This window comes from Variovorax boronicumulans NBRC 103145, assembly GCF_001591345.1.
Lineage (GTDB): Bacteria > Pseudomonadota > Gammaproteobacteria > Burkholderiales > Burkholderiaceae_C > Variovorax > Variovorax boronicumulans.
Map to the genome: position 1 here is coordinate 35,465 of NZ_BCUS01000042.1, position 11,819 is coordinate 47,283.

9 protein-coding genes and 2 pseudogenes are annotated in these 11,819 nt (G+C 67.8%); 1 reads left to right on the forward strand and 10 read right to left on the reverse strand.

What is annotated here, in order from left to right:
* Positions 1-16 precede the first annotated feature (16 nt).
* The 7 genes from VBO01S_RS14355 to sucC all read right to left on the reverse strand — a co-directional run bounded on the left by VBO01S_RS14355 (position 17) and on the right by sucC (position 7,613).
* Entirely contained in the window at positions 17-820 is an 804-nt protein-coding gene (locus VBO01S_RS14355; protein WP_062475321.1) for a 3',5'-cyclic-nucleotide phosphodiesterase, read from the reverse strand.
* A 29-nt stretch (positions 821-849) separates the two neighbouring features.
* Complete coding sequence (locus VBO01S_RS14360; protein ID WP_062475323.1) at positions 850-3,108, reverse strand: CHASE2 domain-containing protein; 2,259 nt, start codon at positions 3,106-3,108, stop codon at positions 850-852.
* 72 nt (positions 3,109-3,180) lie between these two features.
* Positions 3,181-3,831, reverse strand: coding sequence for an FHA domain-containing protein (locus VBO01S_RS14365; RefSeq protein WP_062475325.1), 651 nt, complete (start codon positions 3,829-3,831; stop codon positions 3,181-3,183).
* Between the two features lie 73 nt (positions 3,832-3,904).
* On the reverse strand, positions 3,905-4,714 hold the full coding sequence (locus VBO01S_RS14370) for a Stp1/IreP family PP2C-type Ser/Thr phosphatase (protein WP_062475327.1): 810 nt from the start codon (positions 4,712-4,714) through the stop codon (positions 3,905-3,907).
* 28 nt (positions 4,715-4,742) lie between these two features.
* Positions 4,743-5,426, reverse strand: coding sequence for a TerC family protein (locus VBO01S_RS14375; protein ID WP_062475329.1), 684 nt, complete (start codon positions 5,424-5,426; stop codon positions 4,743-4,745).
* Positions 5,427-5,542: 116 nt separating this feature from the next.
* Complete coding sequence (gene sucD / locus VBO01S_RS14380; protein ID WP_056575184.1) at positions 5,543-6,436, reverse strand: succinate--CoA ligase subunit alpha; 894 nt, start codon at positions 6,434-6,436, stop codon at positions 5,543-5,545.
* Between the two features lie 10 nt (positions 6,437-6,446).
* On the reverse strand, positions 6,447-7,613 hold the full coding sequence (gene sucC, locus VBO01S_RS14385; RefSeq protein WP_062475330.1) for an ADP-forming succinate--CoA ligase subunit beta: 1,167 nt from the start codon (positions 7,611-7,613) through the stop codon (positions 6,447-6,449).
* Positions 7,614-7,820: 207 nt separating this feature from the next.
* Between sucC and argC the strand changes: the two genes are divergently transcribed.
* Entirely contained in the window at positions 7,821-8,744 is a 924-nt protein-coding gene (gene argC / locus VBO01S_RS14390; RefSeq protein WP_062475332.1) for an N-acetyl-gamma-glutamyl-phosphate reductase, read from the forward strand.
* Between the two features lie 62 nt (positions 8,745-8,806).
* Here argC and scpC read toward each other — a convergent pair.
* From scpC to VBO01S_RS14405, 3 genes and pseudogenes are all read right to left on the reverse strand, one after another.
* Positions 8,807-10,299, reverse strand: a pseudogene (gene scpC / locus VBO01S_RS14395) (succinyl-CoA:acetate CoA-transferase ScpC).
* 68 nt (positions 10,300-10,367) lie between these two features.
* Positions 10,368-11,318, reverse strand: coding sequence for a bestrophin family protein (locus VBO01S_RS14400; RefSeq protein WP_062475335.1), 951 nt, complete (start codon positions 11,316-11,318; stop codon positions 10,368-10,370).
* Between the two features lie 133 nt (positions 11,319-11,451).
* Positions 11,452-11,819, reverse strand: a pseudogene (locus VBO01S_RS14405) (hypothetical protein); the annotation flags it as partial.

Genomic DNA, 11,819 nt, shown 5'->3' on the forward strand with positions numbered 1-11,819 from the left:
GCCCGACCGTTTCCGGTCAGAAGGTCAGCACCCCATCCGCCTTGAGCCAGCGGATGTCCCGTTGCGCCAAGCCAGCCACCTCCCGCCCCGCCAGCATCTCGATCTGGCTCATGATTTCTTCGGTCTCTGCGGGCTTGGTGTGGGTGATGTAGATCGGGTATTGCTTGCCCGGATCGATGTGCGCCAGCTCGTGCGCCAGCGCCACCGGCGACAGGTGCAGGCTGCGTTCGGCCAGAGCCTCTTCGCGCGAACTGAAGGCCGTCTCGATGACCAGCATCGCCACGTCGATCGCGTTGATGCGCTCCCAGAAGGGCGGGTTTCGCTCGGTGTCGCCGCTGAAGACCCAGTGGGCGCCGCCTTCGGCCCGACGGATGGCGAAGCCGCAGGCCGGCACGGTGTGGACCGCCGGCAGCACTTCGATCAGCTTGGGAGCGTCGCGGCCCAGCTCGAGGCACTGCCCGACTGCGATCTCGTGAAAGCTCACAAAAGGCGATTCGGGGCTGGGAATGCGTTCGAAATTCGGCCAGATGACGTTGTTGAACACATGCGCCCGCAGCGCGTCGATGGTGGCCGCCAGAGCATGCACGCGCAGGGGCCGGGTGCGGCGGCTGCCGACGGCGTCGAGCATCAGGGGCAGGGCGGCGATGTGGTCGAGGTGCGAGTGGGTGAGCACCACGTCGTCGATGGCGGCCATCTCGTCGAGGGTGAGGTCGCCGACGCCCGTGCCGGCGTCCACGAGCAGGTCCGCATCGACCAGGAACGAGGTGGTGCGGCAGTCCTTGGCGATGGCGCCCGAGCAACCCAGCACGCGAACCTGCATTGTGGAAGACCCCTTGTATGCGTCTGTCGTCATTTGGTGTCGAACCGGGTGGCGCCGTCCCAGTCCGGGTCTTGCGGGCGAAGCGCCATCGAGGCTAAACGCTGGGCGTAGAGCTGGTAAAGGACTTTTTTCGCATCCGCGGCGAGCAGGGGAGCCAGCAAGTTCCGGCCCAGCGCCCAATCCTGGCGGCGGTAGGCGGCGAGCACCTGGCTCCAGCGGTCGAGTTGCTGCCGTGTGTCCTGCGACTCGGCCGCAGCTTCCGGCACGAGCGGGGTGTAGATGGCGACGGCCTGGGCCTTGCCCTTGACGCGCACGCTGTCGAGTTCCTGCCAGACGAACCCGGGCGCCGCCTCCCGGGTGGCGCCGCTGGCCACGATCTCGACCCCGTAGTGTCCGCTCAGGCCCTCCAGCCGGGACGCGAGATTGACCGCGTCGCCGACCACGGTATAGCTGCGGCGCGCGGTCGAGCCCATGTCGCCGACGCTCATGAGGCCGCTGTTCAAACCGATGCCCGCGCTGATCTCGGGGCGGCCGTTGGCGCGGTGCTGGCGGTTGATGTCGTGCACGGCAGCGGCCATGTCGATCGCCGCCTGCACGGCGAGCGCGGCATGGCCGGGCGTGTCGATGGGCGCGCCCCAGAAGGCCATGACGCAGTCGCCCATGTATTTGTCGACGGTGCCGCGGTGCGCGCTGATCACCTCGGTCAGCCGGCTGAAGACGGTGTTCAGGAAGGCCTGCAGCTCGGCCGGCGCCATCTGCTCGGACAGCCGGGTGAAGTCGCGCATGTCGCAGAACATCACGGTCATTTCCTTGCTCTCGGCGCGCATGCTGTAGCGGCCGGGGCGCACAAGCATTTCGTCGACCAGCTGTGGCGGCACGTAGGTGCCGAAGAGCCGCACCAGCCCGCGCCGCGCGCGCGATTCGACGAAGTAGCCCCAGCTCATGTTGAGCGCGAAGGCCAGCGCCACCATGACGAGCGCCGACGCCAGCGGAAGCACGAGGCTGTGGCCGACGTAGAGCCAGGTGTTGAGGCCGACCAGCGCGGCGACCACGCCCGCGCCGAGCAGCACGGCGCGCGATGCGGACAGCAGCGACAGCCCGAACGCGAGCAGCAGCCCCGCCGCCAGGACGGTCAGCACTTCATAACCCGGCGCGTAGTCGGGCACGGCCAGCAGGCGCCGGTCGAGCAAGCCCGAGACGATGTTGGCGTGCACTTCGACGCCCGGGAACGCCGCGCCGACCGGGGTGGCGCGCAGGTCCTGCAGGCCGGGCGCGGTGGCGCCGAGCAGCACGATCTTGCCCTTGAGTTCGCCCGGCGCCAGCCGGCCCTCGAGCACGTCGGCGGCGGCCACGTAGCGGAACGACCCTGCGCGCGGCCCGCCGGGGCCGCGAAACGGCACCTGCAAGCTGGCACTCTGGTCGACCGGGATGCGCAGCGACCCCAGCACCAGCGCCTGCAGGCGCGGAAAGTTGCCGTCGCCGGCCACGAGCGCCGGCCGCACGGGCGGCGAGCCGTTCGCCAGCCGGTACACCGCCAGCGCCAGCGACTCGTAGTGCCCGGGCGACGCATGCTCGCCTTCGTAGCGGGCGATGAGCGGCACGCTGCGGATCACGCCGTCGTCGCTGCCGTCACCGACCAGGGTATTCAGGAACCCCGCGACCGGCGCCGCGCGCCCCAGCACCGGCAGGCTGGCGCCAAAGCCGTTCCAGAGCGTGACGAAGGAAGCATGGGGCGGAAAGGCGTCGGGTGGCAGCACGGGCGTCGCCGGCAGCAGCCCCTTGGCGCTGGGCTGTTCGGTGCGGGTGAAGTAGTAGCCGAGCGCCACGGGCTGGCCACGCAGGGCCTGGGCCAGTGTGGCGTCGTGGTCGAGGGTGGGGGCGAGCTGGTCGATCTCGGCGGCGAGGCCCGGCACGCCGCTCAATGGCCCGGCTGCGATTTCCTTCAGGCGCCCGAGGCCGGAGCTGCGATCGGGCTCGAGAAACATCACGTCGAAACCGAGCACGGCCACGTGCTGGCGGGCCAGCAGTTCCGTCGTGAGGCTGGCGATCTTGTCGCGCGGCCAGGGCCACTGGCCTTCACGCGCCAAACTGGCGTCGTCGACATCGACGATCACGACCCGCGTGTCGGGCGTGCCCGGCATGGTGGCGCGCAGGCGGGCGTCGTAGATCAGGTGATCCAGGTGCTCGATCACGCCCAGCCGCCAAGCGCCGGTGGCATGGAGCAACGCCAGCACCACCGGCAGCAGCGTGATGGCGATGCGCGGCCAGTGCCGCCGCAATGCGCTCATGGCTGGTCAGCCTTGGACAACAAATGCCTGCCGGCGAGAAAACGGGGAGCGGAGCAGGGCGTCCGGGCCGGCTCAGATCCGGACGAACTGCATGCGCGAGGCGCCGCCGAGTTCGAGCACGTCGCCTTCCTGCAGCGCGACGGCTTCGGCGCCCAGCGGGGCGCCGTTGAGCGTGACGCTGCCGACGACGGTGGCCGCCACGTAGCCCTGGCGGCGGCGGGTGACGACGGCCACGGCGACGCCGGGCTTGCCGATGGTGGTGACCACCTTCTGCAGCGGGACGTCCTGGCCTTCGTTGGTGCCCGAGAGCACGCGCAGCACGGGCACGCCCAGCTCGACCAGCGCGCCCGATTCGGTGGGTGCCGACGAGAGCGGCATCGGCGCCGAATACTCGGAGAGCGAGGCCCGCACGGAGCCAGGGCCGGCCATGAGGTTGCTGTGCGAGCGGAAATGGATGCGGCAGCCGCCGACCTCGATGACGTCGTTGTCCTGGAGCGCCTGCTTCTGGACGGCCAGCGCATTGACGTAGGTGCCGTTGGTGCTGTTGAGATCTTCAATTTCGACTTCGCCGCCGCTCATGTGCAGCACGGCATGCTCGCCGCTGACGGCGAGATTGTCGATCACGATGTCGTTGTAGGCGCGCCGGCCCAACGTCGTGCGGTTCTTGGCGAGCGCCACTTGGCCGATGACGACGCCATCGACCGAAATGATCATCTTCGGCATGGCCGATTACTCCCCGTTTGCAAAGATCCAGCACCGTCAGGCGGCGCAAACGGTCCGCCGCCTGGGTTGGCTGCTACATGGCCCCGCGGGTCGCTTCGCTGACGCCCGCCTTGGCCAGAACAACTGAAATGTTATCCCGTCCGCCATTGTCGTTTGAAATTGCAACCAAAAGTGAAGCCATCTCCTTCAGCCCCAGATCACGGCTCAAAAGCGTGAAAAGCTGCGCATCCGGCACCATCTCGCTGAGCCCGTCGGAGCACAGCATGTACAGGTCGCCCGGCCTGGCGCTGTGCTCGTGCATCTCCAGCAACACCTGGGCTTCCACGCCCATGGCCCGCGTCACGAGGTTGCGGGTGGGGGAGTTCAAGGCCTCTTCGGGCGTGATGGCACCCGCGTCGAGCTGCTGCTGGCGCAGCGAATGGTCGCGCGTGAGCTGCTCCAGCTTGTTGTTGCGCAGGCGGTAGCAGCGCGAATCGCCGATGTGGCCGACCACCACGCGCTGGGGGCGGAACGCCGCCAGCACCAGGGTCGTGCCCATGCCCCGCAGTTCTTCGTGGGTGATGCCCGCCTGGAGGATGGCGCCGTTGGCCTCGTCGGTGGCCGCCTGCAGCGCACGCCGGACCACGCGGGCGGGCGCCTGCATGCCGGCCTGAGCGAACCAGCGCCCAAAGCTCGCGTGCATCAGCGAAATGGCCATGGCACTGGCCACCTCGCCGCCCTTGTAACCGCCCATGCCATCGGCCAGCAACGCCAGGCCGAGGGCCGGATCGACATGCACCGCGTCTTCGTTGTGGGCGCGCAGGCGCCCGACATCGGTCAGCGCCGCAAACTCCCAGCTCAGCGCCGGTCGACTGGAGAAAAGGGAAACGCCAACACCTGCCATCGTTTGTCAGCGCTCGCTTTTGAAGGGATCAGTGCGCAGCAGCGCGTGCGCGCCGTTGCAGGAAGCGGCCCAGGGCCACGACGAGCACCGCGCCGGCGATCGCGCCCACGTAGTGCATCCAGGGGTTGGCCGCCAGCGCCTCATGCAGCGACACGTCGCTCACGATGGTCTCGCCGCCGACCCAGCCGATCAGCGCGGCACCCAGCATGACGATGATCGGGAAGCGTTCCATGAGCTTGATCATGAGCGTGCTGCCGAAAATCACCAAGGGGATGCTGATGGCCAGACCCAACACCAGCAGCACCATGCTGCCTTGCGCGGCGGCCGCCACGGCGATCACGTTGTCCAGGCTCATCACCAGGTCGGCCAGCAGGATGGTCCGCACGGCCGCGAACATGCTGCCGTATTCCTTGGACTCGCCGTCGCCTTCGTCTTCCTCGCTGAGCAGCTGCAGGCCGATCCACAGCAGCAGGGCGCCGCCGATGATCTGCAGGTAGGGCAGCGCCAACAGCTTGGCCGCCACCACCGTCAGCACGATGCGCAGCACGACGGCCGCGCCCGAGCCGAACAGCACGGCCTTTTTCTGTTGTGCGGGCGGCAGCGATCGCGCCGCCATGGCGATCACGACGGCGTTGTCGCCCGAGAGGATGATGTTGATCCAGACGATCTTGATCAGACCGATCCAGAAGTCCGTGCTTTGAAGAAGTTCCATGTCTCTGATTCCACTGTGTTGTAGTTAAAAAAGCGCCCGCAACTCAATGCGGGCGCTTTTTCATTTCTGCGTGGTAATGCGAGCGGCGGGAATGCCGCCAGCGGTGCGTGTGCTTTTTACAGCTTGCCCTTGAGCAGCTTGGCCAGCTCCGAGAAGTTGCGCGTCACGGTGAAGCCGCACTCTTCCATGATGGCGAGCTTGGCTTCGGCCGTGTCGGCGCCGCCCGAGATCAGCGCGCCGGCGTGGCCCATGCGCTTGCCGGGAGGGGCGGTGACACCGGCGATGAAGCCGACGACCGGCTTCTTCATGTTGTCCTTGCACCAGCGGGCTGCGTCAGCCTCGTCGGGGCCGCCGATTTCGCCGATCATGATGACGGCGTCGGTGTCCGGATCGTCATTGAAGGCCTTCATCACGTCGATGTGCTTCAGGCCGTTGATCGGGTCGCCGCCGATGCCGACTGCCGACGATTGGCCCAGGCCGATTTCCGTCAGTTGAGCCACGGCTTCGTACGTCAGCGTGCCCGAACGCGAGACCACGCCGATGCGGCCCTTGCGGTGGATGTGGCCGGGCATGATGCCGATCTTGATTTCGTCGGGCGTGATCAGGCCGGGGCAGTTCGGGCCCAGCAGCAAGGTCTTCTTGCCGCCGGCCGCTTCCTTGGCCTTCATCTTGTTGCGCACTTCGAGCATGTCGCGAACCGGGATGCCTTCGGTGATGCAGATCGCCATGTCCAGGTCGGCTTCGACAGCTTCCCAGATGGCGGCCGCGGCACCTGCCGGCGGCACGTAGATCACCGACACGGTGGCGCCGGTCTGCGTGGCGGCTTCCTTCACCGAACCGAAGATCGGGATGTTGAAGATCGACTCGCCGGCCTTCTTCGGGTTCACGCCGGCCACGAAGGCGTTCTTGCCGTTCGCGTATTCCTGGCACTTCTCGGTGTGGAACTGGCCGGTCTTGCCGGTGATGCCTTGCGTGATGACTTTGGTGTCTTTGTTGATGTAGATCGACATGACTTGTTCCTTAGGCCTTCTTGACTGCTGCCACGACCTTCTGGGCCGCGTCCGCCATGGTGTCGGCGCTGATGATCGGCAGGCCCGACTCGGCCAGCAGCTTCTTGCCTTCGACTTCGTTGGTGCCCTTCATGCGCACGACCAGCGGCACTTGCAGGTTCACGGCCTTGCAGGCTGCGATCACGCCGGTGGCGATGGTGTCGCACTTCATGATGCCGCCGAAGATGTTCACGAGGATGGCTTCCACGTTCTTGTTCTTCAGCATGATCTTGAAGGCTTCCGTGACCTTCTCGGGGGTGGCACCGCCGCCCACGTCCAGGAAGTTGGCCGGCTCGCCGCCGAACAGCTTGATGGTGTCCATGGTGGCCATGGCCAGGCCGGCACCGTTCACCAGGCAGCCGATGTTGCCGTCCAGCGAGATGTAGGCGAGGTCGAACTTCGAGGCCTCGACTTCGGCCGCGTCTTCTTCGTCCAGGTCGCGCAGGGCCACGATTTCGGGGTGGCGGAACAGCGCGTTGCTGTCGAAGTTGAACTTGGCGTCCAGGGCGACGACGTTGCCCTTGCTGTCACGGTTGAGCGGGTTGATCTCGACCAGCGAGGCGTCCGTCTCCATGTAGCAGGTGTAGAGCTTCTTCAGGATGTCGACCGTCTGGGCGGTCGAATCGGCCGGCATGCCGATGCCGTCGGCGATTTCCTTGGCTTGCGCGTCGGTCAGGCCGTCCTTGGGGTCGGCGTAGACCGTGATGATCTTCTCGGGGGTGGAATGGGCCACTTCCTCGATGTCCATGCCGCCTTCGCTCGAAGCGATGAACGCCACCTTCTGGGTGGCGCGGTCGGTCACGGCCGAAATGTAGTATTCCTTGTTGATGTCGGCGCCGTCTTCGATGTAGAGGCGACGCACCTTCTGGCCTTCAGGGCCGGTCTGGTGGGTCTTGAGCTGCATGCCGAGGATCTCGCCAGCCAGCTTCTTGACGTCTTCGATCGACTTGGCGACCTTGACGCCACCGCCCTTGCCGCGGCCACCCGCGTGGATCTGGGCCTTGACGACCCAGACCGGGCCTCCAAGCTTCTGGGCGGCCTCGACCGCCTCCTGAACCGTATAGGCCGGGATGCCGCGCGGCACCGGCACGCCGAACTTGGCAAGGATTTCCTTGCCTTGGTACTCGTGAATCTTCATGAGGGATGTCTCTCGGAAGGAGGAGGTTGAGAACGGGAGATCGGGAGTGAGACTGTTGTTTCTGCTCTGTTGTTCGCGGGCGACGGCAGCCTGACGGCTGGGGGCGGCGAACAACCGCGGACTGTATCATGGTGCGCCGCACCAATACTTGATGCGCGGTTGCGGTCAATACGTACTTTCTTCTAGCCACCCTACGCATACTCCGATATGGCCAAGGTTTTCATCGACGGCGAAGCCGGCACCACCGGCCTGCAAATTCGCGAGCGGCTGCAGACGATGCCGCAGATCGAGCTCGTGAGCATCGCGCCCGAGCTGCGCAAGGACGTGGCCGCCAAGCGCGAGCTCATGGCCGGCGTCGACCTCGTGGTGCTGTGCCTGCACGACGACGCGGCACGCGAGTCGGTCGCGCTGATCGACCAGCTCCCGGGCAAAAAGCCCAAGATCATCGACGCCTCGACCGCCCACCGCATCGCGCCGGGCTGGGTCTTCGGCTTCCCCGAACTCGTCGAAGGCCACTGGCAGGCCGTGGCCCAGGCTGACCGCGTCGGCAACCCCGGCTGCTACGCCACCGGCGCGATCGCCATGGTGCGCCCGCTGGTCGATGCGGGCCTGCTGCCGGCCGATTTCCCGGTGTCGCTGCCTTCGGTGAGCGGCTATTCGGGCGGCGGCCGGACCATGATCGAGGACTACGAGGGCGGCAAGGCGCCGCTGTTCGAGACCTACGCGCTGGGCCTGAAGCACAAGCACATCCCCGAAATCATGACCTACACCGGCCTCACGCGCCGCCCGGTCTTCATTCCGTCGGTGGGCAACTTCAAGCAGGGCATGCTGGTGCAGCTGCCGCTGCACCTCGACCTGCTGCCCGGCAAGCCGAAGGCCGGCGACCTGCAGGACGCCCTGGCCGCGCACTACGCCAAGAGCAACACGCCCGAGCAGTTCGTGAAGGTGCTGCCGCCGACCGACGACGGCAAGCTCGACGCGCTGGCGCTCAACGACACCAACCAGCTGGAGATCCGCGTGTTCCCGAACGAGGACCACCGCCACGCCGTGGTGATCGCGCGCCTGGACAACCTGGGCAAGGGCGCCAGCGGCGCCGCGGTGCAGAACCTCAAGCTGATGCTGGCGCTCTGAGCCCCCGCTTCAAGCGCTGACAAGAAGGAAAGGCCGGCCCGCAAGGACCGGCCTTTCTGCTTTCAGTCGACCCGCATCGTGCCCGTGTCGCGGTAGCGCACGTGCCACGAAAAGGCCTCTTCGAGCCGGTGCGGCGTGTGGCCGCCGCAGGTCGCCACAGCACGCGTGTAGTAATCCTGCAGCATCGCGCGGTACGGCTCGGCCGCGCAGTTGGCGATGATCGCCGCCGCCCGCTCGCGCGGCGCCAGCCCGCGCAGGTCGGCCAGGCCCACCTCGGTGACCAGGATGTCGACGTCCTGCGGCGCATGGTCCACGTGCGACACCATCGGCACGATGCTCGACACCGCGCCCTGCTTGGCGACCGACTTGGTCGCGAAGATCGACAGGTAGGCGTTGCGCGCGAAGTCGCCCGAGCCGCCGATGCCGTTCATCATGTGCGTGCCCAGCACGTGGGTCGAATTGACGTTGCCGTAGATGTCGGCCTCCAGCGCCGTGTTCAGCGCGATGATGCCCAGGCGCCGGATGATCTCCGGGTGGTTGCTCACCTCCTGCGGTCGCAGCACCAGCCGGTCCTTGTAGCGCTCCAGGTCGCCGAACACCTGCCGCGCCTTCGCGGGCGACAGCGTGATCGACGAGCCCGAGGCGAAGTCCAGCTTGCCGGCGTCGAACAGGTCGAAGGTCGAGTCCTGCAGCACCTCCGAGTACATCGTGAGGTGCTCGAAGGGCCCCGCACCCAGCCCCGACATCACCGCGTTGGCCACCGTGCCGATGCCCGCCTGCAGCGGCAGCAGCCGCTCGGTGAGCCGGCCCTGCGCCACCTCGCGCTCGAAGAAGGCCACCAGGTGCGCCGCGATGGCCGCGGTCTCGGCATCGGCCGGGAGCACGGTGGAGGTGCTGTCGGCCTTGTCGGTGATGACGATGCCCAGGATCTTCTCGGGCGGGATCTCGATGGCGCTGGTGCCGATGCGGTCGTGCGGCGCCACCAGCGGCATCGGCTCGCGCTGCGGGCGGTGCTTGGGAATGAAGATGTCGTGCAGGCCTTCCAACGCAGTCGATTGCGAGGTGTTGATCTCGACGATCACCTTGTCGGCCAGGATCGCGAAGCTCGCGCTGTTGCCGATCGAGGTGCTCGGCACCAGCGCGCCGGTCTCGGTGATGGCCACGGCCTCGATGATCGCGATGTCGATCGGCGGGATCTGCCGCGTGCGCAGCATCTCGACGGTTTCCGACAGGTGGTGGTCGATGAACATCACCTCGCCGCGGTTGATCGCCTGGCGCAGCACGGTGTCGACCTGGAACGGCATGCGTCGGCTGATGGCGCCGGCCTCGGTCAGCTGGCGGTCCACGTCGCCGCCCAGCGAGGCGCCGGTCATCAGCGTGATCTTCATCGGCGCGCGCGGGCCGCGAGCGCCAGCGGCACGGCCTTGGCGTCGCCGGCGCGCGTGAACCCGCTCATGCCGACCACCATGCCGTCGCGAATCCATTCGGCGGCGGCCTCGGCGGTGGTGATCCTGCTGCGCAGGGCGGGCAGGCGGATGCGGTCTTCGTGCGGCATGGGGGACAAAACGTCTTTCTTTCGTCAGGCAGGGAAAAGAAAAGCCGGCACCGCGCGCGCGGCGGGTGTCAGCGCAGGAAGTAGTCGACCGGCACCAGCGGCGCCGGCGCCGGAGCGCCCACCGACTGGCACAGGTCGATCTCGAGCGTGCGGCACAGGGCCTCGAGCGGCAGGTCGTTCGACTCGGTGCCGAAGGGCTCCTCGATCTCGTCGCCGAGCGCGTCCAGGCCGAAGAAGGTGTAGGCCACGATCAGCACCACCACCGGCGTCATGAACCCGACCGAGTCCACCAGCCCGAAGGGCAGCAGATAACAGTACAGGTACGCCGTGCGGTGCAGCAGCAGCGTGTACGAAAAGGGAATGGGCGTGCTGAGGATGCGCTCGCACGACGCGGCCGCGGCGCTCAGCGCCGACAGCGTGCCGTCGACGCCCGCCGCCAGCGCCGGATCGATGCGCCGCGCACGCAGCGCTTCGCGCAGGTCGGCGCCCATGTGCATCAGCAGCGCATGCGGCCGGTTGGCGACCTGCGTCAGGCCCTGCCATTCCGCTTCGCACAGGAAGGGCCGGGTGTCGGCGGCGGCGTCGGTGCCGCGCAGCTGGTGGCGCAGCGCATGGGCGAAGGCCGCGGCGCGCAAGGTCATGCGCACGCGCAGGTCGTCCAGGCGGCGGACGGTGTCGGCGCCGGCGTTCACCGGCGCATCGCCGTCGATGAGGCTCTGGCACTGACGCGCCAGGTTGCGCGAACGCAGGATCACCTCGCCCCAGAGCTTGCGCGCCTCCCAGAAGCGGTCGTAGGCCGCGGTGTTGCGAAAGCCCAGGAAGATCGCCAGCGGCAGGCCGAGCAGCGCGAAGGGCACGGTGCCGAGCGGGATCTTGATCGAGCCGAAGCGCCCGTGCAGCACCGTGACGACGATGGCCACGATCACGTTGAGCGTCAGCGCCGCAGCGATGCGCGGCAGGACGGAGCCCCGCCAGGACAGAAACAGCTTGAGCCCGGACGGGCGTTTCCGGACGATCATGAAAGCGGGGGGCAGGGGAGACAGGCAGGCATGGAGGCCGCGCACACCGCAAGGCCCGCGCGGGCGCTGATTGTCGCCGAGGCGTCAGCGCGAGGGCGGCGGGCCACCCCAAGACCGACGAAGACGGTCGGGCTCAGCGCACGAGCCACAGCCCCACGCCCAGCAGGACGGCCTGCGCGGCCAGCGCGATGTAGAAGAGCTTGCGCGAGGGCGTCGCCATCTCCTGCAGCACCTCGTGGATGCGGCGCGTGAGCAGGGCGCGCAGGGCCGGGTCTTCGCCCGTCGCCGGTGTCGTCGCACCGTGCGCGGCACGTTCCTGCTGCCACTCGGCCAGCATGTCGCTCAGGGGCAGGCGGCCCAGCACGAAGCCGACCACCGCGCGCACGGCCCGGCCTTCGCCGAGCACCGGTGCGAGCTGCTGGCACAGGGCGTCGGGCGACAGCCAGTCGGCCACGCGCTGCAGGCCGCCGTGGGTGCGCGGCATGGCTTCGATGCGGCCCG

Coding starts and splice junctions, on each gene's coding strand:
- VBO01S_RS14365 (WP_062475325.1), bottom strand. CDS start 3,831: ATGCCGAAGATGATCATTTCGGTCGATGGCGTCGTCATCGGCCAAGTG.
- VBO01S_RS14400 (WP_062475335.1), bottom strand. CDS start 11,318: ATGATCGTCCGGAAACGCCCGTCCGGGCTCAAGCTGTTTCTGTCCTGG.
- argC (WP_062475332.1), top strand. CDS start 7,821: ATGGCCAAGGTTTTCATCGACGGCGAAGCCGGCACCACCGGCCTGCAA.
- sucD (WP_056575184.1), bottom strand. CDS start 6,436: ATGTCGATCTACATCAACAAAGACACCAAAGTCATCACGCAAGGCATC.
- VBO01S_RS14370 (WP_062475327.1), bottom strand. CDS start 4,714: ATGGCAGGTGTTGGCGTTTCCCTTTTCTCCAGTCGACCGGCGCTGAGC.
- VBO01S_RS14375 (WP_062475329.1), bottom strand. CDS start 5,426: ATGGAACTTCTTCAAAGCACGGACTTCTGGATCGGTCTGATCAAGATC.
- sucC (WP_062475330.1), bottom strand. CDS start 7,613: ATGAAGATTCACGAGTACCAAGGCAAGGAAATCCTTGCCAAGTTCGGC.
- VBO01S_RS14360 (WP_062475323.1), bottom strand. CDS start 3,108: ATGAGCGCATTGCGGCGGCACTGGCCGCGCATCGCCATCACGCTGCTG.
- VBO01S_RS14355 (WP_062475321.1), bottom strand. CDS start 820: ATGCAGGTTCGCGTGCTGGGTTGCTCGGGCGCCATCGCCAAGGACTGC.